Here is a 21,998-nt window from a genome sequence, read left to right as displayed (position 1 = left end):
GTGTTTCTCGTCGAAGACCGGTGTGCCGCCGTCCGTGGGATGCGTCAGATCCCAGAACCGGGTGAGCACGGCGACCACTGTGAGCACGACGCCGACCACCGTGCCGCGCAGGCGATCAGTCGCACCGAACACTGGTTCAGGTGCTGCGGGGCCGGGACGTGTGCCGAGGTCCTCGGTCTGCGGCCGACCCGCGGAGGGGTCGGCGTCGGCAGCAAGGGCAGTCGTCACCTCACACATGCTAGTCATTGCGTGCCGAAGTCGATTCGCCGCAGCCGACACGCCGCGTACAGTGATGAGGCTTGTGTGTCGATCGGTCGAGGTACGACCGCCGATCCGGCGCGTTGTGGAGTTGACGACGAGATTCGAGGTTGTAGCAATGGCACGGCTCACCCTGGAGGAGCGGCGTGAGGCGGCGATCGCCGCGGCACTGCGCGTCATCGCCGCCGACGGCGTGGAGGCCGCCACCACGCGGCGCATCGCGAGGGAAGCGAAGATGGGGCAGTCGAGCATCTTCTACGCGTTCTCCTCGCGCGACGAGCTGCTGGCCGCCGTTGTCGAGCACGGAGTCGCGCAGGAACTCGACTCCATGAACGGGTGGCTGGGGACCCTCGCCGATTTCCCGGTCGGCGACGCGACGATGGAAGACCTCATTCGCGCGGGCCTGCTCGCCTTCGCGGAGAACGCGATCACCGACCCCTCGCGACAACAGGTGCTGATCGGTCTCGCGCTGTACGCACGGCGGACGCCCGGACTCGAACATCTCGCCGAGCGACTGTACGACGGCTACTACGACATCGGTGCCCGCGTTCTCGACGAGGCTGCGCGGATCAGTGGATGCGTGTGGAGCCGGCCGACCGCAGACCTGGCACCGACAGTCATCGCGTTGTCGGACGGAATCACCTTGTGCTGGTTCGGCACCGGATCGCGCGAACGCGTGAACGCCGTCGTCGAGAGCGCCGTGACGTTGATTCTCGGCTACCTGGAGTGACGCACCCGGGTCGTCGCGGGACCCGTAGCCTGGACACCGTGGGTGCGGACAGCAGGGACGACGGTTACCGGAACAGCGATGAGGCAGGCGTGCTGATCCTGGCGGGCACCCCGATGGGCCGCCCCGACGACGCATCCGCCCGTTTGCGAGAAGCACTCGCGACCGCGAACGTCGTCGCCGCCGAGGACACTCGTCGCACCAAAGCGCTCGCGGCGTCGCTCGGCGTCGAGATCACTGGCCGCATCGTCAGCTACTACGACCAGGTCGAAGCCGCTCGCGCACCGAAGCTCGTCGCCGAGATCGGGGCAGGGGCGAGGGTGCTTCTCGTGACCGACGCGGGCATGCCGTCGGTGAGCGACCCCGGCTACCGTCTCGTCGTCGCCTGCGCCGACGAGGGGCTGCGCATCACCTGTCTTCCCGGCCCGTCCGCGGTCACCACGGCGCTCGCGTTGTCGGCGATGCCGTCCGAGCGGTTCGCCTTCGACGGCTTCGCGCCGCGCAAGCCCGGAGCCCGCCACGACTGGCTGTCGAGTCTGCGCACCGAGCAGCGGACCGTCGTCTTCTTCGAGTCGCCGCACCGGCTGGCGCAGACGCTCGCCGACGCCGCACAGGTGCTCGGTGACGACCGTCGCGCCGCAGTGTGCCGAGAACTAACCAAGACATACGAGGAGGTCCGCCGCGGCGGGCTCGGCGAGCTCGCCCAGTGGGCGGTGGACGGGGTGCGCGGCGAGATCACCGTCGTGGTCGCCGGCGCCGCAGCCGTGGACGAGACAGCGTCCATCGACGACCTCGTCGTGCAGGCTCAGGCATCGGCAGACCGCGGAGTCCGACTCAAGGACGCCTGCGCTGATGCGGCGGCGGGAACCAGTTTCTCCAAACGGGACGTGTACCAGGCGGTGCTCGCCGCGCGCGAGTAGAGCACTCCCGTGCCACACGGGTGCGTTCAATGCTGTTCCCGGGTCGGTTCAGGGTATGTATACACACGTGCTCCAGAGAACGATCCGAGGTCTCAATCCGGCGAGCTTCGCGATGGTCATGGCCACCGGAATCGTCTCCGTTGCGATGCATGTCCAGGGGTGGACCGCACCGTCGGCGATCCTCATGTGGGTCGGCGCCGTCGCGTACTGCGTCCTCGTGCTCGCCTATCTTGACCGGTTCGTGCGATATCGCGCGGCGGTCGCCGTCGACCTGCGAATGCCGACACGGACGTTCGGATTCTTCACCTTCGTCGCGGCCACCGGCGTTCTCGGCGACCGAGTGCTTCTCGACGGGCACGTCGGAATCGCCGAGGTCGCACTCGGCGTCACCGCGGTCAGTTGGCTGATCCTCGGTTACGTCCTCCCGGCGACAGCGTTCGTCGCGCGGGGCGACGAGGCCCCGCTGCGGCGCGCGGACGGCAGTTGGTTCGTCTGGGTGGTGGCGACACAGGCGGTGGCCGCCTGGCGTCGAGTCTGCAGCCGAGGCTCCCCGGCCTGGGCACCGAGTTGGCGTTGCTCGCCGTATCCTGCTGGTCGATCGGCGTCTTCCTATACGTGGCGGTCGCCGTCTTCGTCGCGGCACGACTCCTGCTCGCGCGCCCGGCACCCGAAGACGTCTCGGGTGCGTACTGGGTGGCGATGGGGGCGACGGCGATCTCAGTGGTTGCCGGCTCGCACGTGGAGACGATGAAGCCCGTGCCGCTCACCGAGGTCGTCGGTCCGACAGTCGCCGCGGGGACGTTCCTGCTGTGGGCGTTCGGCACCTGGTTGGTGCCCGCGCTGCTCGTCGCCGGATACTGGCGTCACGTCGTCCACCGCGTGCCGCTGCGCTACGAGGTCGGCCTGTGGACCATCATCTTCCCTCTCGGCATGTACGGCGTGGCCAGCCGTACCCTCGGCACCGCGCACGACCTGCCGATCGTCAACGGCATCGGAAACGCCGAGATCTGGCTGGCGTGCCTCGCGTGGGTCGCCACGTTCTGCGCGATGGTGGTCACGCAGGGGCGGCTGCTGGTACGGCGCCCGCCATTTGACGCCCAATCACCTGCGAGTCAGTGAGGCGTCGACGGTCGCGGCAGCCTTGTCCAAACATTCCTGCCATTCGACGTCGGGATCGGAGTCGGCGGTGATGCCGCCGCCGACGCCGAGCGTCAGCGCGCCGTCGACGGCGACGGCCACGGTGCGGATCGCCACCGAGAGATCGAGGAGGCCGTCGGGCCCGGCGATGCCGACGGCACCGCAGTAGACCCCGCGTTCGTGTTCTTCCCAGTCAGACAGCAAGGCCGCGGCTCGGATCTTCGGGGTGCCGGTGACCGACGCGGGAGGCATCGTCGACGCCAGCAGCGCGTCGTTGCCCACGTCGGACGGCAGGGTGGCCTGCACCGTCGACACGAGATGCCAGACGCCCGGCGCGCGAACCACCGAGAGGAGTTCGGTGACCTGCACGGACCCGGTCGTCGCAACGCGCCCGAGATCGTTGCGGACGAGGTCGACGATCATCACGTTCTCGGCGATGTCCTTCGTGGACGCCGCCAGCACCGACGGGTCGACGTGGGCCGGCGCCGTGCCCTTGATGGGGGAGGAGGAGACGACGTCGCGCCGTCGGTCGAGGAATTGCTCGGGGGAGAAACTCGCGATCGATCCCCACTCGCCCGACAGCCATGCGCCCTTCGCGGGGGCGCCCGCAGCAGCGACGTCGCAGAAGAAGCCGAGTGGGTCGCCGTCGAGCACTCCGGTGAACCGTGTGCAGACGCACGCCTGATAGATGTCTCCGTCGACGATCGCGTCGAGGCATCGGGCCACCGCGTCCACGTGGGGTTCTTTGCGTGGCGGCGTCCACGAGGCCGCCCACGGGAGCGGGTGGGCAAGCGGTTCGTCGAGGCATTCGGCGACCCAGCCGGGACACGACGAACCGTCGACCGACTCCCAGATCCAGGCGCCCTCTCGTAACAGGAGGAGGCCGTCGCAGAGTCCGCCGACCACGTCGGGTGGCTGGCCGGGCGGAGCGTACGAGAAGGCGCCGAGCCAGAAACGGTCCGGTCGGTCGGGTGGACCGACGCCGGAGCGGACGTCGATCGACGGCGCGATCACCGCGTCAGCGTCGAACCACCGACCGACCAGGGCGGCAGGCGGCGGGCGGCCGTCGATCACGGTACGGGCCCGCAACGCGGCCAGAACGTCTAACGGGGAGGCAACGACCATGGTGGATTCGACTCGCTTCGATCGCTCGCCGGGCGCAGCGACGTCTAGACCTCGTGGCGCGGGAACACCGGGTGCGGCTTCGGGAGGACGGCGCCCGGGGCCAGACGATCGGTGGCGGCGGCGAAGGTTCGCGCGTCGGCGTCGATCGCCAGTAGGTCAAGCAGGGTCGCGGTGGACGCAGGCATCGTGGGCTGTGCCAGCAGTGTCACGATCCGCACCACCTCGGCGCATACGTACAGAACGGTGCCGGTCCGCTCGAGGTCCGTCTTGGCGAGCTTCCACGGCTCCTGCGCCGAGATGTAACGGTTCGCGTCGGCGAGCACCGACCACAGCGCTTCCAGGCCCAGATGGATGGCCTGCGAGTCGAAGTGGTCGCGCACCTGCTCGAGCAGGCCGTCGGCGGTGTCGAGCAGCGCACGGTCGTCGGCGCCGAACTCGCCGGGCTCCGGAACCGTCGAATCGAAGTACTTGCCGATCATCGACAGAGTTCGCTGCGCGAGGTTGCCGTACTCGTTGGCCAGATCCGCGTTCTTCCGGGAGACGATGGCCTCAGCCGAATACGAACCGTCCTGCCCGTACGAGACCTCGCGGAGAAAGAAGTAGCGGACCGGATCGAGCCCGAACTCGGAGATGAGAGCGTGCGGATCGACGACGTTGCCGATCGACTTGCTCATCTTCTCGCCCTTGTTGTTCAAGAAGCCGTGCGCGAAGACGCGTCGGGGCACCGGAATGTTCGCGCTCATCAGGAACGCAGGCCAGTACACGCAGTGGAACCTGATGATGTCCTTACCGATGATGTGCAGGTCGGCAGGCCAGTATCGCTCCAACGTCTCCGGATCGTCGGGGAAGCCGACGCCGGTCAGGTAGTTGGTGAGCGCGTCGACCCACACATACATGACGTGTTCGGGGCTTCCCGGGACTCTGACGCCCCAGTCGAACGTGGTGCGCGAGATCGACAGATCGTTGAGTCCGCCCTCGACGAACCGGACGACCTCGTTGCGGCGTGTGTCCGGTCCGATGAACTCCGGGTGCTCGCGATACAACTCGAGCAACGGCTCGGTGTACTTCGACAGCCGGAAGAAGTACGTCTGCTCTTCGGTCCACGTCAGCGTGTGGCCGTTCTCGGTGGCGATGCGGTCGCCGTCGTCGTTGACGCTCGTCTCGTCCTCGGTGAAGAACGCCTCGTCGCGCACGTCGTACCAGCCGGCATACGAGTCGAGGTAGATGTCGCCGGCGGCCTCCATCCGCTTCCAGATCTCCTCCGACGCCCGATGGTGGTCGTCGTCGGTGGTGCGGATGAACCTGCTCAGATCGGTGCCGAGCGCGGTGTGCAGCGCTTCGAATCGGTCGGAGTTGCGTCGGGCAAGGTCGGCGGTGGACACGCCCTCGGCCAGCGCCGTCTGCTGCATCTTTTGACCGTGCTCATCGGTGCCCGACTGGAAACGCACGTCGTAACCGTCGAGCGCCTTGAATCGGGCGAGTACATCCGCCGAGATGAACTCGTACGCGTGTCCGATGTGCGGGGCGCCGTTCGGGTACGCGATGGCTGTCGTGATGTAGAACGGACGAGCGTGCCCGGAAGATGCGCCTGCGGCGGGAGCGTTGACCATAGTGTTCCCAAGGATAGTCGCCGCGAGATGGTCAGAGTGAGCGGCGGTACGGCTCGCACCCCGCGGGCGCCGCGGGCGGGTGTTTCGGCGTCGGCTGCTCGATCGCCTTACGGACCGGGGTGTCGCCGAGAATGAAGCGTTCGCCGTGGTGCGCGAGTTCGATCGTTGGACCGGACATCAGGCGGTACGTCGCCGATTCGGAGTCGACGGCGACGATGATCCGTGACTCGCGGACCACCATGCGGAAACTCATGTAGCTGAGCTGACGCGGGAGCTGCGGCGCGAACGTGATGGCGCCGCCGAAGTCACGCATGCCGCCGAACCCGGCCACGCAGTCGGTCCACGCGCCCGCGAGCGCCGCGATATGCAGACCGGACGAGACATTCGAGTGCAGGTCGTGCAGGTCCGTGAACACCGATTCGCTCATCAGATCGTAAGCGAGGTCGAGGTAGCCGACCTCGGCCGCCGCGACCGCTTCACAGCACGCCGACAGCGACGAGTCGCGCACGGTGATCGGATAGTAGTAGTCGAAGTTCGCGAGCTTCTGTGCGGGCGTGAAGTGGTCGCCGAACAGATACATGGCGAAAACGAGGTCGGCCTGCTTCACGACCTGTTTGCGGTACAGGTCGTAGTACGGGTAGTTGAGCAGCAGCGGGTACCGCCCGCGGGAACGCTCGAAGTCCCACGGCGCGAGCAGGGTGAACGCCTCCGACTGCTGGTGGACGCCGAGCGACTCGTCGTACGGGATGGCCATGTCGTCGGCGCACGAGGTCCACAATGCCGTCTCGGCGGCCGCGACGCCCAGACGTCGGGCGACGCTCGGGTGCCGTCCGACGGCGGTCACCGCGTCTCGCAACGCCTGCTGCGCGGCGAGGTTGGTGAACAGGTTGTTGTTGACGATCGCCGTGTACTCGTCGGGACCGGTGATCCCGTCGATGCGGAAGCGGCCGTTGGCGTCGTGGTGGCCGAGCCCGGTGAAGAAGCGTGCGATCTCGGTGAGGAGTTCTACGCCGCACTCGATCTCGAATGCCTCGTCGCCGGTGGCGCGGATGTACCGGGCCGTCGCGTTCGCGATGTCGGCCGACACATGGACACCCGCGGTGCCGGCGGGCCAGTAGCCTGAGCACTCGTCGCCGTTGATCGACCGCCACGGGAACATCGTGCCGGTCTCGCCGAGTTCGGCTGCGCGTGCCTTGGCTTTGTCCATGGTGCCGTGACGCCACCGGAGTTCTTCACCTGCGGCGGCGGGCACCGTGTAGGTGAGCATCGGCAGAACGAACGTCTCGGTGTCCCAGAAGGTGTGGCCGTCGTAGCCCGGACCGGTCAGCCCCTTGGCTGGGATCGCGCGGGACTGTCCGCGCGCTCCCGCCTGCAGCACGTGGAACAGCGAGAAGCGGATCGCCTGCTGCATCTCCGAATCGCCGTCGACCTCGACGTCGGCGTCGGCCCAGAAATCGTGGAGGTACTCCTCCTGTTCGGTTTTCAGTGCGTCCCAGCCGGTTTCTCGAGCCATCGCGATCGCGGCGTCCACCTGGGCGCGGAGTGCCGGCACGCTGCGGCGCGCCGACCAGCCGTAGCCGAGGAACTTGGTCAGGACGATCTTCGAGCCCTGTGGAACCGCTGCGGCCACGGTGAGGCGGGCGAGGTCGCCGTCTGCGCGGATCGATGTGTCTCCGCTGGCAGGCAGCTCGATCTCGTGATCCATCGCCGCGGCCACGGTCAACGCCGAACGCCTCGTGTGGTGCACGAGCACCGCCGAATAGTCCTCGCAGTCGGCGAGGTCGGCGACCAGCGGCTTGTCCAAGGCCGCGCTCAAGCGCGGATCGTCGGCAGCGGATTTGCCGCCGGGGCCGCCGATCGGCTCGTTGGCGAGCAGGTCCGACTGGAGTACGAGCTTCATGTCCTCGCCGATCGGCTCCACCTCGTAGCGGATCGCGGCGACAGTTCGTTTAGTGAAGGAGACGAGTCGTTCGGACCGAATCCGCACGGTGCGCCCGGTCGGCGAGGTCCAGAGGGTCTCCCGCTTCAGAGTGCCGGTCTTGAAGTCCATGACCCGCTCGTGTTCGACGGTGCTGCCGTAGCGCAGGTCCATCGGCTCGTCTTCGACGAGGAGTCGGATGATCTTGCCGTCGGTCACGTTGACGACGGTCTGCCCGGCTTCCGGGAATCCGTAGCCGCTCTCGGCGTAAGGGAGGTCACGCGTCTCGTAGAAGCCGTTGAGGTACGTGCCGGGCACATCGACCGGCTCGCCTTCCTCGAACGTGCCGCGCAGGCCGATATGACCGTTCGAGAGCGCGAAGAGCGCTTCGGTGCGGCCGATGGTGTCGATGTCGAAACCGCGCCACCGCAGTTCCCACGGGTGCACGTCGAAACCATGGTCGGGGCGGGTGCCGTGGGTCGGCACATGCATCGTGTCCGAGTGGCTTGAGGTGTCGCCGTGCGTGGTGTGCGCGAGATCGGCGGCGATCGGGTCCGTCACTGGCGGGGTCCTTCCGCTCTACAGGAGGTCGTCGAGGTCTGTCACGACGATAGAGGCGCCGGCGGCTCGCATGGAGTCGGCCTGGTCGCCGCCGACACGATCGATGCCGACGACGTAGCCGAACCCGCCCGCTGCTCCGGAGGCCACGCCGGAGATGGCGTCCTCGAAGACGGCGGCGTGCACGGGGTCGATGCCCATCAGTTGCGCTCCGCGCAGATACGAGTCGGGGGCAGGCTTGCCCGCGAGGTGCTCCTCGACGATCGTGTTCCCGTCGACGCGGTGTTCGACGAACTGGGAGAGATCAGCCGCGTCGAGGACTCGCGCACCGTTCTTCGACGACGTGACCACAGCGATCCGTAGCCCGGCCTCGCGCGCGGCGTTCAGGTAGCGCACCGAGCCGGGGTAGGCGGTGACTCCGTCGTGGTCGAGAACCTCGAGGAACTCGGTGTTCTTCGACTCGGCGATCGTTTCGGCGGTGGCGTCGTCGACGTCTATGCCGCGGGAGTCGAGGAAACTGCGGACACCGTCGAGGCGGGGCCGCCCGTCGACGTATGCGAGGTAATCACGGTCGGTGAACGGTCCGGAATCGTCGCCGCGCTCGGCGAGGAACGCGTCGAACGCGTTCTTCCAGGCGGACTTGTGGAGGACGGCGGTCGTCGTCAGGACCCCGTCCAGGTCGAAGAGTGCGACGGTGACATCGTCAGGTAACCCCAGCATCGATACGAGGCTACCGGGCCGAGCCGTCCCGCGCGCGTCGGCCGAGCGGCCGCGCCGACCCGGCACCGCGCGATTGCAGGCCCGGGTCGTCGATGCGGCACAGTGGTCTCGTGAGTTCCAGCAGTAAGAAGAACCGCCGTAGTACGCCGCCACCCGATCCGACGCCGTTACCCGGCCTCATCGACGCGCACACACACCTCGCCGCGTACGGCGGGCGCACCCCCGAGGCCGTTCACGCCATCCTCGATCACGCGGAGGCGGTCGGCGTCTCGCATGTGGTGACCGTCGCCGACGACATGGTCGATGCGCGGTGGGCGCTGAAGGCCGCGCACTGGGACTCCCGAGCGTTCGCCGCCGTCGGGCTGCATCCGACCCATGCCGCCGACCTCGACGACGCCTCCCGCGCCGAGATCGAGGCGATGGTCGCTGACGAGCGGGTCGTCGCGATCGGTGAGACCGGCTTGGACTACTACTGGACGACGCGGTCGGACGATTGCGCGGCCCCGTCCGTTCAGCGGGACGCGTTCGCCTGGCACATCGATCTCGCCAAGCGGTCCGGCAAGACGCTGATGATTCACAACCGGGAGGCCGACCGCGATCTGCTCGACGTGCTCGCCGCCGAAGGCAGCCCGGACACGGTCGTGATGCACTGCTTCTCCGGAGATCGTGCGATCGCCGCCGAATGTGTAGATCGAAACTACTACTTGAGCTTTTCCGGGACTGTGACCTTCGCCAACTCCGACGAATTGCGTGCCGCAGCCGATATCACCCCGACGAGGCTGATGTTGGTGGAGACGGACGCCCCGTTCCTGACCCCGCATCCCTATCGTGGCCAGCCAAATCAGTCGTATTGCCTCCCGTATACGGCGCGCGGTCTGGCGGCGGTGAAGGGGCTCGAAGACGAGGAGATCGCGACGATTCTGGGCGCGAACGCGGCGCGTGCGTACTCGCTGTCGTTGCGGTAACCACCACCTGTTCGTTACCGTATCGTGATCCCGGAACTAGTCAGGATGTTGAGCCTTGTCTGTCTTCACACGAATTAACACGTCTACCTCGGTGCGTGCCCGCCTCGCGGTGGCCGCTGTTGCCTCCACGGTGGCAGCCGGTGCCGTCACCGGTGCCGTCATGCATCGAGAGGTGACTCTCGCCGTCGACGGTGAGCAGACCACCGTCAACACGATGGCGTTCTCCGTCGAGGACGTTCTCCGTGAGAACGGCGTCGAACCGGCGAGCGGCGACTTGGTCAGCGCTCCGCTGTCGAGCTCGTTGGCCGACGATCAGACGATCGCGGTCGATCGCCTCAAAGAGGTGACGCTGCTTGTCGACGGCAAGCCGGAGACCGTCACCACCAACGCTTCGAACGTGCGTCAGGTCCTCGTCGAGCACGGGCTGGCTTCCGGAGCTGTCGACGACAGCCTCGACGCTCCACTCCCCGTGAAGGGCGCCGACCTCGATGTGACGCTGCCCAAGCGTGTCGTCCTGCGTGACGGCTCCGACGTCTCGCGCCCGACGATCGCCGCGAAGACCGTCGGCGAACTGCTCAACGCCGCAGGCGATCCGCTCTCGCCCACGGACAAGGTGTTCCCGGCCGCCGATACGGCGGTCCGCAAGGACATGGTCATCAAGGTGACTCGCATCAAGACCGAAGAGGTCACCGTCGACGAGGTCGTGAAGTCGCCGGAGATCGAGAAGAAGGACCCCGAGATGACCTCGGGCAAGCGCGACGTCACCAAGAAGGGCAAGCCCGGCAAGTCGAAGGTGACGTACAAGATCACCACTCGCAACGGCAAGGTAGTCAAGAAGACCAAGGTGTCTGAAGACGTCATCGAGAAGCCGACCCCGAGCACGGTCACCGTCGGCACCAAGCCCGGCGCACCGCACGTCCCCTACGGCGTGTGGGACCGTCTCGCGCAGTGCGAGTCGACCGGCAACTGGGCGGTCAACTCCGGCAACGGTTTCTATGGCGGTATCCAGTTCGATCAGAACACCTGGGACCGCTGGGGCGGCCAGGAGTACGCACCGCGCGCCGACCTCGCGACCCGTGAAGAGCAGATCGCGGTCGCCAAGAAGACGCAGGCCGCGCAGGGCTGGGGCGCATGGCCGTCGTGCACATCGCAGCTGGGGATGCGCTGACCCGCTGAACGTCGGGTCCGGTCTATCCTTGAGGTCTATGCCTCCTCGACTCCTCGGCCCCTCTGAGATCCGTGCACTGGCCGCGGACCTGGACGTCCGACCCACGAAGACACTCGGACAGAACTTCGTCCACGATGCGAACACCGTCCGGCGGATCGTCGCATCGTCCGGAGTGGGCGCCGACGATGTCGTCCTCGAGGTCGGGCCGGGGCTTGGCTCGCTGACTCTCGCGTTACTCGGTACCGCGGGACGTGTGGTCGCCGTTGAGATAGATCCGAAACTGGCGACGCGACTTCCGCTGACTGTTGCCGAGTATGCGCCCGACGAGGCCGACTCACTCGACGTGGTCACCGCGGACGCCCTCGTCGTCGAGCCCGCAGATCTCCCTGTCGCACCGACCGCGCTGGTCGCGAATCTGCCGTACAACGTGGCGGTACCCGTCTTGCTGAACCTGATGGCGCGGTTCCCGGCCATACGGACGGCGCTCGTCATGGTGCAGGCAGAAGTCGCCGATCGGCTCGCCGCGACGCCGGGCGGACGGATCTACGGAGTGCCGAGCGTGAAAGCCAGGTACTACGGCGACGTCGCCCGCGCCGGTTCGATCGGTAAGCACGTCTTCTGGCCGGCGCCGAAGATCGAGTCAGGGCTCGTGCGTGTGGAGCGCACCGACCGGTTCGGCACCGATCCGGAGCACCGTCGGCGGACGTTCGCCGCGATCGATGCGGCCTTCGCTCAGCGACGCAAGACGATGCGCTCGGCGCTGGCGTCGTGGGCGGGCAGCCCGGGTCGTGCCGAGGAACTCCTTCGCGCCGCCGACATCGATCCCCAGATCCGCGGCGAACGGCTCGCCGTCGACGACTTCGTCCGACTCGCCGACGCCGCAGCGGTCGCCGAACCCGCGGATATCCTCGAACCATGATGATCGGCGGAGCCACCGCACGAGTCCCCGCGAAGATCAACCTGCATCTGGGCGTCGGACCGTTGCGCGAGGACGGATTCCACGAGCTTTCCACAGTGTTCTGTGCGCTCGGACTGTTCGACGACATCACCGTTCGTCCCGCCGACCGACTGACCGTCACCGTCACCGGAGAGAACCGTCGTGCGGTCCCGTCGGACACGTCGAACCTTGCGGCCAAAGCCGTCATCGCGTTGGCCGAGCGGCTCGGACGTGAACCCAACGTCGCGGTCACCATCGACAAGCACATCCCCGTCGCAGGCGGGATGGCGGGCGGCTCGGCCGACGCTGCGGGAGCGTTGGTCGCGGTTGCACGACTCTGGCGCGTCGATCTGCCGCGCACGGACCTCATGGAGGTCGCGGCGACGCTCGGGTCGGACGTCCCGTTCTTGCTTGCGGGCGGGGCGGCGCTCGGCACCGGTCGTGGTGAGCGGCTGTTGCCCGTTCTGCATCGCGGTGAGTTCCATTGGGTGCTCGCGGTGTCGGGAAGCGGGCTGTCGACGCCCGACGTCTACCGTGAGCTCGACCGGCTGCGTGCCGCGGGCGACCGCAGGACCGATGCCGGGACCACCCGTCCGGACGAGCTGATGGTTGCCGTCGCGTCGGGCGACGTGCATGCGGTCGCTCCGCTGCTCCACAATGATCTACAGCCCGCCGCGTTATCGTTGCAACCGTTGCTGCGTCGGACCCTGCGGGCCGGACGTGAGGCCGGCGCTCTGGCGGGCATCGTCTCGGGGTCGGGCCCGACCTGCGCTTTCCTGTGCGCCGACGCCGACGCTGCGGTCCGCGTGGCCGCCGAGCTGTCCGGTTCGGGTGTGGCCAAAGCGGTGCGCACCGCGTCCGGTCCCGTCGCCGGAGCCAGGCTGATTCCCGTCGACGGCACCCGTTGACCGCGTTCCGCAGCAGCTCGAGCGACGGCCCCACTCCACGACGACCCCACTCCACAACGACCCCGACTCCACGACGACGCACTAGGAACTGATTATGGCCTCGGTCAACAACGGCACCAACACCGCGCTGATCACCGCGGAGCGGATCAGCAAGAGCTTCGGGATCGCACCGCTGCTCGACGAAGTGAGCGTCGGCGTACACGAGAACGAGCGGATCGGCGTCGTGGGTCTCAACGGTGGCGGTAAGACGACGCTGCTCGAGATCATCGCAGGCATCACTGAACCCGACGCCGGACGTGTGTCACGAGTCGGTGGCGCAGTGGTCGCGACAGTCACTCAGCGCGGCGAGATGCCTGCCGATCAGACAGTCGCCGATGTGGTCGTCGGAGTCGGGGTCGCCGAGCACGAGTGGGCGTCGGATCCGCGGATCCGCGGGATCATCGAAGGAATCGGTGTCGACGGACTCCTCGACCGGGAGGTGGGACGACTGTCCGGTGGGCAGCGTCGTCGTACCGCGTTGGCTGCCGCCCTGGTCACCGACGCGGATCTCCTGATCCTCGACGAGCCGACGAACCACCTCGACATCGAAGGCGTGCACTGGCTCGCAGAGCATCTGACCAAGCGTCGCAGCGCGTTGATCGTCGTGACGCACGACCGCTGGTTCCTCGACACCGTCGCTACGCGGACGTGGGAGGTCCACGCCGGGCGCGTCGACGAGTACGACGGTGGTTACAACGACTGGGTGTTCGCCCGTGCCGAGCGTGCGCGGCAGGCCGACGCGGCCGAGGAGCGCCGCCGCAATCTGGCGCGGAAAGAACTCGCATGGCTGCGCCGCGGCGCGCCGGCCAGGACGTCCAAGCCCAAGTACCGGATCGAGGCGGCCGAGAAGCTCATCTCCGACGTCCCGCCGCCACGTGACACCGTGGCCTTGTCGTCGTTCGCCAAACGGCGCCTCGGACGCGTCGCGATCGAACTGGAGGACGCCCGGCTCACGACGCCGTCGTCGGACGGTGAATCGGGCCGAGTCCTGTTGAACGACACCACGTGGCGGCTCGCGCCCGGCGAGCGGATCGGTCTGGTCGGCGTCAACGGCTCGGGGAAGACGACCTTGCTGCGTGCTCTCGCGGGGGACGTCTCCGTGGCACCGGGTAAGCGGATCGAGGGCAAGACGGTCTCGATCGGCTGGCTGCGACAGGAGCTCGACGATCTCGACGAGTCGTTGCGGTTGATCGACGTCGTCGAGTCCGTCGCCGGCTACATCATGTTGGGCGACAAGGAGATCTCGGCGAGCCAGCTCGCCGAGCGACTCGGGTTCTCGCCCGCCAGACAGCGCACACCGGTCGGCGACCTGTCCGGTGGCGAACGTCGTCGCCTGCAGTTCACTGCAGTCCTGATGAGTGAACCCAACGTGCTGCTACTCGACGAGCCGACCAACGACTTGGACATCGACACCCTGCAACAGGTCGAGGATCTGCTCGACTCGTGGGCGGGCACCCTCGTGGTGATCAGCCACGACCGGTATCTGATCGAGCGGATCTGCGACTCCACCTGGGCGCTGTTCGGCGACGGCGAGCTGACGAATCTGCCGCGCGGTATCGAGCAGTACCTCGAGCGGCGGGCCTCAGACGACAAGAAGCCGACCAAGACCGCTGCGAAGACGTCGTCGGCGAGCAAGGTATCGAGCCGCGGCGACTCGTCCGACGACAGCACCGTGACCCCCGCTCAGCATCAGGCGGCTCGCAAGGAGTTCAACGCCGTCGAACGCAAGATGGAGAAGCTGTCCTCGCAGGTAGCGAAGCTGCATGACGAGATGGCGGCCCACGACCAGAGCGACTACACAGGCCTCGGCGAACTCACCGAGAGGCTGCGGGCCGCGGAGTCCGAGACCGAGCGACTCGAAGAGCGTTGGTTGGAACTTTCGGAGATAGTCGGCTGACGTAGCGTGGTCACCATGTCTTACATCCGTACTTCTGTGAGCAACGGCGTCGGCGAGATCATCCTGGACCGACCGAAGGCCCTCAATGCGCTCGACCAGTCGATGATCGACGACCTGCATGAGACCCTCACCGCGTGGGCCGACGACGATTCCGTCGAGATCGTCCTGGTCACCTCGTCGAGCGACCGCGCGTTCTGTGCCGGCGGAGATATCCGCGCCATCCGCGACAGCGCGCTGGCAGGCGACACGGCCGCTGTCACCAAGTATTTCGCTAGCGAGTACCGCGTGAACCAGTTGATCGCCGAGTACCCGAAGCCCTATGTCGCGTTGGTCGATGGAGCGGCCATGGGCGGTGGCCTCGGCATCAGCGTGCACGGCGAGATCCGGGTCGTGACTGAGAAGGCCCTCATTGCGATGCCGGAGACGGCCATCGGCTTCTTTCCGGATGTCGGGGCCAGCTACTTCCTCCCGCGTCTGCCCGCAGGCGTCGGCATGTGGCTCGGGTTGACCGGGGCGCGCGTGCGTGGCTCGGACGCCGTCGCCATCGGCCTCGCGACCCACTACGTGCCGTCCGACCAGCTTGCCGGAGTCGCCGACGTCATCCGATCCGGGGCAGGTCTCGCCGAAGCGTTGGCCGATCACCGTGACCCGGTCGAGTCGACTTTGCCGCTCGGCAAGATCGCTGACTACTTCGGCGACGTGAGCGTCGACGCGGTGGCCGGTGGTCTACGTGGCGCGGTCGGTGACGACTGGGCGGAGGAAATGGTGGCGCTGCTCGACTCGGCGTCGCCGACGAGCCTGTTCGTCACGGCGCGACTGCTCGAAGAGGGCGGATCGTCGTCCCTGGCCGAATGTCTCGAGCGTGAACTGTCGACGGCGGAGAAGATCACCGCGCACCCTGATTTCGCCGAGGGCGTCCGTGCGGTGCTCGTCGACAAGGATCGGAATCCGTCGTTCGTACCGCCGACGATCGACGAGGTGTCGCCGGAGGCCGTCGCCGAGATCGTCTGACGGCTACCGCCGCACGTCGAAGCGCCCCGTCAAGCGCGCCGTGAGGGGTGCGGGTGTCGGCGCGGGATCCTCGTCGTACGGAACGTCGTCGGACGGGGCGAACGGATTGGCGTCCTGGGAGATGGCCTGTGCGCAGGTGAAGCGCCCGGCTGCGCGGTGCCCGCTCACCCTGGTGAGAGTCAACGAGCAGGCGGGTGCCGTGTAGTAGATGCCGTCGACGGATACGCCGACCATCGCACTGATGGGGTCCGTCAATTCCCCGACGTCCCGTGAATCGGGCGTGCGCTCTCCGGTGAGCGCCGACGCGAGGAACTCGAACTGGCCGCCCTCGCCGTTGCCGCCCGAGAACGTGAACAGCAGGGAGTCGGGCGCTATTTCGACGGAGTCGTTGCCCCATTTGGCGAACTCGACGCACTCGTCGGGTCGGCCGTCGGACGCGTCGATCGAGACTTGCATGACGCCGCGGGAGTACTTCAGCCCGGATGTCCTGCCTATCCCGTACCCACTGCGGTCCACCTTCCCCGTGGGCGTCGGAGCATCGCAGTCGGCGAGGGGCAGGCGGGGTGCTTCAGACGGCTCCGACGGATGCGTCGACTCGTCGGCCGGGGAGGTGCCGCACGAGGTGAGGACAGCGACACAGGTGAAGACTCCTGCGGCCACCTGCGCTGGCGCCCGATGCCTGCGCATGTCAGTCGGCTGCGGCGACGAGCGGCTCCAGGAGGAGGTCCTCGTGTTCCTTCTCGATGTACTGCAGACGCCACTTGTCGCTGAACAGTGCGAGAATCGCGCCGTCGGTGCGGGTGAAGACTTCGACGCCCCGCTGTCTGGCCAGTTCGGGTGCGCTCGCTTCGTCCGTGCGCCGCGCCAGCGAATAGCCGAGCGGTTCGATCACGGTGTCGACATTAAACTCGGCTTTCATTCGGGCCGTCACGACTTCGAACTGCATGGGTCCGACGGCCGCGAGGACCGGTGAGGCGTCGCCGCGCAGGTCATTGCGCAACACCTGGACGACGCCTTCGGCGTCGAGCTGGTCGATGGCCTTGCGGAACTGCTTGTACTTGTCGGCCGTCGTCACGCGCAGCGACGAGAAGTGCTCGGGAGCGAACGAGGGGATCGGCGGGTACCGGACCTTGGGATCGAGGTACAGGGTGTCCCCGGGGGCCAGCGCCATCGCGTTGACGAGTCCGACGACGTCGCCCGGATAGGCGGTGTCGACGGTGGCCCGGTCGCGGCCGAAGACGGCTTGCGCGTACTTCGTGGCGAACGGCTTCCCGGTCTGCGCATGGTTGACCACCATGCCGCGCTCGAACTCGCCCGACACGATCCGCATGTAGGCCAGGCGGTCGCGGTGCGAACTGTCCATACCGGCCTGCACCTTGAAGACGACCGCGCTGAACGGGTCGGTGACCTCGCGCGTCGTGTCGTCGATCGCGACGCGTCCGCGCGGCGGGGGAGCGAACTCGACGAGCGCCTCTAAGAGTTGGCGCACACCGAAGTTGAGCATCGCCGAGGTGAAGATCATCGGCGACGTCTGGCCGGCCAGGAACATCTCCTGGTCGTGGTCCTGACCGAGTTCGCCGAGGAGTTCGCTCTCCTCGGACGCCGCGGTCCACGCCGCGCCTTCGGCGTCGCGCGCGGTGTCGGCGTCGAGGATCTCCTCGGGCGCCACCTTCGCGCCGCCCGCGGTGCGCGTGAACTTGATGTACTCGCCGGTGCGGCGGTCCAACAGGCCGCGGTAGTCGCCCGCGATGCCGACCGGGACGTACAAGGGCGTCGGGATGAGGCCGATGCGCTCACTGATCTCATCGATCAGTTCCAGCGGGGTCTGCCCGGGACGGTCCCACTTGTTCACGACGGTGATCACCGGGATGCCGCGGTGACGGCACACCTGAAACAGCTTCAACGTCTGGGGCTCAAGGCCTTTCGCCGCGTCGATGAGCATGACGGCTGCGTCGACGGCGGTCAGCACCCGGTAGGTGTCCTCGGAGAAGTCCGAGTGTCCCGGGGTATCGACCAGGTTGATGACGTGTGGGCGGTCTCCGGCGTCGCCTGCGGCCGCGTACTTGAACTGCAGGGCCGTCGAACTGACGGAGATGCCGCGGGCCTTCTCCATCTCCATCCAGTCCGAGACAGTCGAGCGGCGCTGGCCCTTGCCGTGGACGGCGCCGGCCTCACTGATCATGCGGGCGTGCAGCGCCAACGCTTCGGTCATGGTCGACTTGCCCGCGTCGGGGTGGGAGATGATGGCGAACGTGCGACGGCGTTTGACTTCACGCCCGATGACCTCGGAACTCACCCGTCTACGCTATCGGGCCAGAGGTTGCCGCGGCAAAAATCTCCTCGCGGCTCTCGTACCCCGGAATTCGTGTTGCACGATTGAACGTTCGATCGTGCAACGCGAAGTTTCGGCTAGAAGGCGGTATCAGCGGGTCATTCGAACGGGATCGGCGGCATCGTGACGACCTGAGCCGCGTAGCTCAGACCCGCCCCGTAACCGAGAAGCAGAGCGGTGTCGCCGGGTTTCGCGGTGCCAGTGGAAAGCATGGTCTCCATGGCGAGCGGGATCGAGGCTGCCGACGTGTTGCCTGCGGTCTCGATGTCGTTGGCGACGGCGGTCGTCTCCGGGAACTTGAGGCTCTTGGCGAGCAAGTCGTTGATGCGGGTGTTCGCCTGATGCGGGATGAACACGTCGATCTCGGACGCGTCGACCTTCGCGACGTCGAGAGCACGCTGCGCCGCCTTGCCCATCTCGAATGCGGCCCAGCGGAAGACCGCAGTGCCCTGGAGTCGGATGTACGGACGCTTCGCGTGGTCGTCGCCGTCGAGATAGCTGAGCCAGTCGATGTCCTGGCGGATCGCGTCGAACTGTGTGCCGTCGCTGCCCCAGACGACTGGTCCGAGGCCCTGCTTCTCGGTCGGTCCGATGACGACGGCGGCTGCACCGTCACCGAAGATGAAGCAGTTGCCGCGATCGGTCATGTCGAGTGTCACCGACAGCTGTTCGGCGCCGATGACGAGGACGTTCGTCGCGCTGCCGCCGCGAACCATGTCGCATGCCAGGGACATCGCGTAGCCGAACCCGGCGCAGCCGACGGTCACGTCGAACGCGGGAACTCCGTTGGCGCCCAACTCGGTCGCAATCTTCACAGCACCTGCGGGCGTCTGCAACAAGTGGGTGTTGGTCGCGAGGATCACGGCGTCGATGTCCGTCCCGGACAGGAGCGCGTTCGCGATTGCCGTGCGGCCGGCGTTGACGCCCATCTCGACGACCGTCTCGTCTCGTCGGGCGAAACGGCGCGACTTGATACCTGTTCGCGTGTAGATCCACTCGTCAGACGAGTCGATGTTCTCGCATATCTCGTCGTTGGTGACGACGCGTTCGGGTCGATACGCGCCGATCCCGAGCATGCCGATGTGTCGGATACCGGTCGCTTCGTGTAGTTCCACCATGGACGATCTCCTTCTGCGATCCCCGTCACTGATTCTTCACGGTCTCACGGGATCGGGCCTACCGGGAAGTACCGGCTACCGTGAACGGTATGTCTGCAGGTACGACCCGTCTGTTACTGCTGGGGGCGGTGCGTCTGTTCGAGCCGGTCAACGGGTACCAGATCCGCCGCGAACTCCTGTCGTGGCGTGTCGACGAATGGGCGAGCACGCGACCGGGCTCGATCTACCACGGTTTGCGCAGGCTCTCCGAGGACGGACTGCTGCGGGCGACGACTGTCGACGACGGTGGCCGAGACGTGGTGGTCTACGAGATCACCCCGGACGGGCGGTCGGTGCTCGAGACGATGATCATCGAGTCGATCGAGTCGGTGAACGTCTTCGACCGGAGAGCGTTCCTCGCCGCCTTCAGCCTGCTGCCGACGATCGGCGAGGCGCGCGCCCGCGCGGCGATGACCGCACGGCGGAGCGCATTGATCGAGGGGCTCGACGAACTCGTCGCGGGCCGGTCCGGCGAGTACTCGCCGCCGCATGCTAAACGCACCCTTGAGCTGTGGAGTCGGCTCGCCGGGACTGAACTCGACTGGATCGACAGTCTGTTCGTGGAGTGGGACGAGGGCGCGATGACCGAGACGTTCGATCGCTCGTGGGCGCCGCCCGTAGACGATCCCGGCACGCAGATGGTCGCCGACCGTGACCGGTACCTTCGCGCCTTGCGCAGATCCTGAGCGCACGGCCCGACGGCCTGGATAGACGGCGGACTGTCGGGGGCTCCTGCTAAATCTGTTGACACGTTTGACCGACACGAGAATCATGAGTCTAGTCAAATTTGAATATGACATGCATCTTAAGAGGAAGTGACTCCCGCATGATTCATGCCAGAGGTCTCGTTCAGATGTTCACGACGGGCAGAGGTAAACAACAGAAACAGGTCCGCGCAGTGGACGGCGTCGACCTCGACATCGCCGAGGGTGAGGTGGTCGGCTTCCTCGGACCGAACGGTGCAGGTAAGACGACGACTCTCCGCATGCTGACGACGCTCCTTCGTCCGACCGCCGGGACGGCGACAGTCAACGGCTTCGACGTCCTCGCCGAGCCGGTCCAGGTCCGCCGGAGCATCGGCTACGTCTCGCAGGCCGGATCGACGTTCTCGCAGGCGCTCGCGGGCGACGAGGTCAGCGACCACGGACAGCTCTACGGGATGTCGCGTCGCGACGCGGTGGCGCGGGGCAAGGAACTGTTCGCCCAGCTTCAACTCGACGGTCTGTGGACCCGCATGCCGAAGAACATGTCGGGCGGCCAGAAGCGTCGTCTCGACATCGTGATGGGGCTGATCCACGACCCGACCCTGGTGTTCCTCGACGAGCCGACCACCGGACTGGACCCGCAGGCCCGCGCCAACCTGTGGGAGCACATCGCCCGACTCCGCACCGACCGCGGAGCCACCGTGTTCCTCACGACCCACTATCTCGATGAGGCCGACGCGTTGTCGGACCGCATCCTCATCATCGATAACGGTCGTATCGTCGCCGCAGACACTCCGGAGAACCTGAAGTCGCAGGTCTCCGGCGACCTCGTCCGGCTCGAACTCGGTGATCGCGAGCACGTCCCAGCGGTTGCGCAGTCACTCGAGTCGGTCGGCACCGACGTCGAGATCGAGGGGGCCGCACTCAGTGCCCGCGTCCGCGGATCGGCACGGGTCGTTCCCGGTCTCCTCCGCGACCTCGATTCCCGCGGCGCGATCTTGGAGGGGATCGAGATCGTCAAACCGACGCTCGACGACGTCTTCCTCACGTTGACCGGTCGTTCGTTGCGCGACGACACACCCGCCGACACCTCAGAGAACGACGCGGTGGCGGCATCCGAGAAGGAGGCCGTGTGATGGCGTTCGCCACCGAGTCGTACGTCGTGTTCCGTCGTCAGTTGCGCATGAACTTGCGCAACCCGGCCTGGGTCCTCATCGGCATCATGCAGCCGGTGATGTACCTGCTGCTGTTCGGCCCGCTGCTCAAACCGCTCGTCACCCAGTTTCCCGGGGCGGGCGACAACGCGTACACGTTCTTCGTTCCCGGACTGCTTGTGCAGCTTGGGATCTTCGGCGCGATGTTCGCCGGATTCAGCCTCATCGGCGAGTGGCGCGAAGGCGTCATCGAAGCCGAGCGCGTCACTCCGGCGAGCCGGACCGCGCTCTTGTTCGGCCGAATCCTGCGAGACCTGCTGCAACTGCTGGTGCAGGCGCTCATCCTGATCGGGCTGGGCTACGTGATGGGTATGCGGGGAGCGGTCGCCGGCGTCGTGGTCGGCCTCGTCATCACCCTCCTCGTCGGCGGAGCGTGCGCCGCTGCGTCCAACGCTCTGGCGTTGACCACGAAGAGCGAAGACGTGATGGCTCCGGTCATCAACATGGTGATGATGCCGATCTTGCTGCTGTCCGGGATTCTCTTGCCGATGACCATCGGCCCCGAATGGCTGCAGCGGGTCAGTGACTTCATCCCGTTCCGCTGGATCACCGACGGCGTCCGCAGTTCGTTCTTGGGCGATGTGATGTCGTCCCAAGTCGGGTGGGGGCTGCTCGCAGCCCTCATTCTCAGCGCACTTGCCACCTGGTGGGGCACGTCGGTGTTCCGGAAAGAGAACGCCTGAGTCGGGAGAA

The 21,998-nt window shown here is 66.9% G+C and carries 18 protein-coding genes and 2 pseudogenes; 12 read left to right on the top strand and 8 right to left on the bottom strand.

Annotation, left to right across the window (positions count from 1 at the left end):
• Window positions 1–237, bottom strand: a pseudogene (locus tag ACTIMF_RS13445) (dolichyl-phosphate-mannose--protein mannosyltransferase); the annotation flags it as partial.
• A 139-nt stretch (window positions 238–376) separates the two neighbouring features.
• Here ACTIMF_RS13445 and ACTIMF_RS13440 point away from each other — a divergent pair.
• The 3 genes and pseudogenes from ACTIMF_RS13440 (at window position 377) to ACTIMF_RS13430 (ending at window position 3,024) form a co-directional block, all read left to right on the top strand.
• Window positions 377–988: a TetR/AcrR family transcriptional regulator gene (locus ACTIMF_RS13440; RefSeq protein ID WP_442350798.1), complete on the top strand. Its 612-nt coding sequence runs from the start codon at window positions 377–379 to the stop codon at window positions 986–988.
• A gap of 113 nt (window positions 989–1,101) precedes the next feature.
• A complete protein-coding gene (rsmI, locus tag ACTIMF_RS13435) occupies window positions 1,102–1,905 on the top strand; it encodes a 16S rRNA (cytidine(1402)-2'-O)-methyltransferase (RefSeq protein WP_442350802.1) in 804 nt (267 codons plus the stop codon).
• Window positions 1,838–3,024 (top strand): annotated as a pseudogene (locus tag ACTIMF_RS13430) (tellurite resistance/C4-dicarboxylate transporter family protein). The gene rsmI and the pseudogene ACTIMF_RS13430 overlap by 68 nt, the downstream one beginning before the upstream one ends.
• On the opposite strand, the gene ACTIMF_RS13425 reads toward ACTIMF_RS13430, so the two are convergent.
• The 4 genes from ACTIMF_RS13425 to ACTIMF_RS13410 form a co-directional block, all read right to left on the bottom strand.
• A complete protein-coding gene (locus ACTIMF_RS13425; protein ID WP_442350797.1) occupies window positions 3,007–4,167 on the bottom strand; it encodes an aminodeoxychorismate synthase component I in 1,161 nt (386 codons plus the stop codon). The pseudogene ACTIMF_RS13430 and the gene ACTIMF_RS13425 sit on opposite strands and share 18 nt — an antisense overlap.
• A 44-nt stretch (window positions 4,168–4,211) precedes the next feature.
• Window positions 4,212–5,777: a methionine--tRNA ligase gene (metG, locus tag ACTIMF_RS13420; RefSeq protein WP_442350796.1), complete on the bottom strand. Its 1,566-nt coding sequence runs from the start codon at window positions 5,775–5,777 to the stop codon at window positions 4,212–4,214.
• Between the two features lie 31 nt (window positions 5,778–5,808).
• On the bottom strand, window positions 5,809–8,187 hold the full coding sequence (locus ACTIMF_RS13415; protein WP_442350801.1) for a glycoside hydrolase family 65 protein: 2,379 nt from the start codon (window positions 8,185–8,187) through the stop codon (window positions 5,809–5,811).
• An 87-nt stretch (window positions 8,188–8,274) separates the two neighbouring features.
• A complete protein-coding gene (locus ACTIMF_RS13410) occupies window positions 8,275–8,973 on the bottom strand; it encodes an HAD family hydrolase (protein ID WP_442350795.1) in 699 nt (232 codons plus the stop codon).
• A gap of 92 nt (window positions 8,974–9,065) precedes the next feature.
• Between ACTIMF_RS13410 and ACTIMF_RS13405 the strand changes: the two genes are divergently transcribed.
• From ACTIMF_RS13405 to ACTIMF_RS13380, 6 genes are all read left to right on the top strand, one after another.
• Window positions 9,066–9,938 (top strand): TatD family hydrolase, encoded by an 873-nt coding sequence (locus ACTIMF_RS13405; protein ID WP_442350794.1) that lies wholly within the window; start codon window positions 9,066–9,068, stop codon window positions 9,936–9,938.
• A gap of 55 nt (window positions 9,939–9,993) precedes the next feature.
• Window positions 9,994–11,106, top strand: a complete 1,113-nt coding sequence (locus tag ACTIMF_RS13400; RefSeq protein WP_442350793.1) for a transglycosylase family protein — start codon at window positions 9,994–9,996, stop codon at window positions 11,104–11,106.
• A 37-nt stretch (window positions 11,107–11,143) separates the two neighbouring features.
• Window positions 11,144–12,025: a 16S rRNA (adenine(1518)-N(6)/adenine(1519)-N(6))-dimethyltransferase RsmA gene (gene rsmA, locus ACTIMF_RS13395; protein WP_442350792.1), complete on the top strand. Its 882-nt coding sequence runs from the start codon at window positions 11,144–11,146 to the stop codon at window positions 12,023–12,025.
• Window positions 12,025–12,951, top strand: a complete 927-nt coding sequence (locus ACTIMF_RS13390) for a 4-(cytidine 5'-diphospho)-2-C-methyl-D-erythritol kinase (RefSeq protein WP_442350800.1) — start codon at window positions 12,025–12,027, stop codon at window positions 12,949–12,951. Before rsmA ends, ACTIMF_RS13390 begins: the two co-directional genes overlap by 1 nt.
• Window positions 12,952–13,045: 94 nt before the next feature.
• Window positions 13,046–14,887: an ABC-F family ATP-binding cassette domain-containing protein gene (locus ACTIMF_RS13385; RefSeq protein WP_442350791.1), complete on the top strand. Its 1,842-nt coding sequence runs from the start codon at window positions 13,046–13,048 to the stop codon at window positions 14,885–14,887.
• A 15-nt stretch (window positions 14,888–14,902) separates the two neighbouring features.
• Window positions 14,903–15,898 (top strand): enoyl-CoA hydratase/isomerase family protein, encoded by a 996-nt coding sequence (locus ACTIMF_RS13380; protein ID WP_442350790.1) that lies wholly within the window; start codon window positions 14,903–14,905, stop codon window positions 15,896–15,898.
• A 3-nt stretch (window positions 15,899–15,901) separates the two neighbouring features.
• Here the strand turns inward: ACTIMF_RS13380 and ACTIMF_RS13375 are convergent, their stop codons facing one another.
• The 3 genes from ACTIMF_RS13375 to ACTIMF_RS13365 all read right to left on the bottom strand — a co-directional run bounded on the left by ACTIMF_RS13375 (window position 15,902) and on the right by ACTIMF_RS13365 (window position 19,348).
• Window positions 15,902–16,585: a hypothetical protein gene (locus tag ACTIMF_RS13375; RefSeq protein ID WP_442350789.1), complete on the bottom strand. Its 684-nt coding sequence runs from the start codon at window positions 16,583–16,585 to the stop codon at window positions 15,902–15,904.
• A 1-nt stretch (window position 16,586) separates the two neighbouring features.
• Complete coding sequence (locus ACTIMF_RS13370) at window positions 16,587–18,194, bottom strand: peptide chain release factor 3 (RefSeq protein WP_442350788.1); 1,608 nt, start codon at window positions 18,192–18,194, stop codon at window positions 16,587–16,589.
• A 134-nt stretch (window positions 18,195–18,328) separates the two neighbouring features.
• Complete coding sequence (locus tag ACTIMF_RS13365) at window positions 18,329–19,348, bottom strand: beta-ketoacyl-ACP synthase III (protein ID WP_442350787.1); 1,020 nt, start codon at window positions 19,346–19,348, stop codon at window positions 18,329–18,331.
• Between the two features lie 89 nt (window positions 19,349–19,437).
• Between ACTIMF_RS13365 and ACTIMF_RS13360 the strand changes: the two genes are divergently transcribed.
• The 3 genes from ACTIMF_RS13360 (at window position 19,438) to ACTIMF_RS13350 (ending at window position 21,988) form a co-directional block, all read left to right on the top strand.
• Complete coding sequence (locus ACTIMF_RS13360; protein WP_442350786.1) at window positions 19,438–20,073, top strand: PadR family transcriptional regulator; 636 nt, start codon at window positions 19,438–19,440, stop codon at window positions 20,071–20,073.
• Between the two features lie 140 nt (window positions 20,074–20,213).
• Entirely contained in the window at window positions 20,214–21,227 is a 1,014-nt protein-coding gene (locus ACTIMF_RS13355) for an ATP-binding cassette domain-containing protein (RefSeq protein WP_442350785.1), read from the top strand.
• Window positions 21,227–21,988, top strand: coding sequence for an ABC transporter permease (locus tag ACTIMF_RS13350; protein WP_442350784.1), 762 nt, complete (start codon window positions 21,227–21,229; stop codon window positions 21,986–21,988). The genes ACTIMF_RS13355 and ACTIMF_RS13350 overlap by 1 nt, the downstream gene beginning before the upstream one ends.
• Window positions 21,989–21,998: the final 10 nt, after the last annotated feature.

Origin of the sequence: Gordonia sp. (in: high G+C Gram-positive bacteria), from assembly GCF_052106715.1 — a bacterium.
In the GTDB taxonomy this organism is placed as follows: Bacteria; Actinomycetota; Actinomycetes; order Mycobacteriales; family Mycobacteriaceae; genus Gordonia.
The sequence above is the reverse complement of the archived record's forward strand: the minus strand, read 5'-3'. Positions and strand labels throughout refer to the sequence as shown.

What these genes read in the sequence shown, in the direction of transcription:
- ACTIMF_RS13440 (WP_442350798.1), top strand. Translation starts at nt 377, where the DNA reads ATGGCACGGCTCACCCTGGAGGAGCGGCGTGAGGCGGCGATCGCCGCG.
- rsmI (WP_442350802.1), top strand. Translation starts at nt 1,102, where the DNA reads ATGGGCCGCCCCGACGACGCATCCGCCCGTTTGCGAGAAGCACTCGCG.
- ACTIMF_RS13425 (WP_442350797.1), bottom strand. Translation starts at nt 4,167, where the DNA reads ATGGTCGTTGCCTCCCCGTTAGACGTTCTGGCCGCGTTGCGGGCCCGT.
- metG (WP_442350796.1), bottom strand. Translation starts at nt 5,777, where the DNA reads ATGGTCAACGCTCCCGCCGCAGGCGCATCTTCCGGGCACGCTCGTCCG.
- ACTIMF_RS13415 (WP_442350801.1), bottom strand. Translation starts at nt 8,187, where the DNA reads ATGCATGTGCCGACCCACGGCACCCGCCCCGACCATGGTTTCGACGTG.
- ACTIMF_RS13410 (WP_442350795.1), bottom strand. Translation starts at nt 8,973, where the DNA reads ATGCTGGGGTTACCTGACGATGTCACCGTCGCACTCTTCGACCTGGAC.
- ACTIMF_RS13405 (WP_442350794.1), top strand. Translation starts at nt 9,066, where the DNA reads ATGCGGCACAGTGGTCTCGTGAGTTCCAGCAGTAAGAAGAACCGCCGT.
- rsmA (WP_442350792.1), top strand. Translation starts at nt 11,144, where the DNA reads ATGCCTCCTCGACTCCTCGGCCCCTCTGAGATCCGTGCACTGGCCGCG.
- ACTIMF_RS13390 (WP_442350800.1), top strand. Translation starts at nt 12,025, where the DNA reads ATGATCGGCGGAGCCACCGCACGAGTCCCCGCGAAGATCAACCTGCAT.
- ACTIMF_RS13385 (WP_442350791.1), top strand. Translation starts at nt 13,046, where the DNA reads ATGGCCTCGGTCAACAACGGCACCAACACCGCGCTGATCACCGCGGAG.
- ACTIMF_RS13380 (WP_442350790.1), top strand. Translation starts at nt 14,903, where the DNA reads ATGTCTTACATCCGTACTTCTGTGAGCAACGGCGTCGGCGAGATCATC.
- ACTIMF_RS13375 (WP_442350789.1), bottom strand. Translation starts at nt 16,585, where the DNA reads ATGCGCAGGCATCGGGCGCCAGCGCAGGTGGCCGCAGGAGTCTTCACC.
- ACTIMF_RS13365 (WP_442350787.1), bottom strand. Translation starts at nt 19,348, where the DNA reads ATGGTGGAACTACACGAAGCGACCGGTATCCGACACATCGGCATGCTC.
- ACTIMF_RS13360 (WP_442350786.1), top strand. Translation starts at nt 19,438, where the DNA reads ATGTCTGCAGGTACGACCCGTCTGTTACTGCTGGGGGCGGTGCGTCTG.
- ACTIMF_RS13355 (WP_442350785.1), top strand. Translation starts at nt 20,214, where the DNA reads ATGATTCATGCCAGAGGTCTCGTTCAGATGTTCACGACGGGCAGAGGT.
- ACTIMF_RS13350 (WP_442350784.1), top strand. Translation starts at nt 21,227, where the DNA reads ATGGCGTTCGCCACCGAGTCGTACGTCGTGTTCCGTCGTCAGTTGCGC.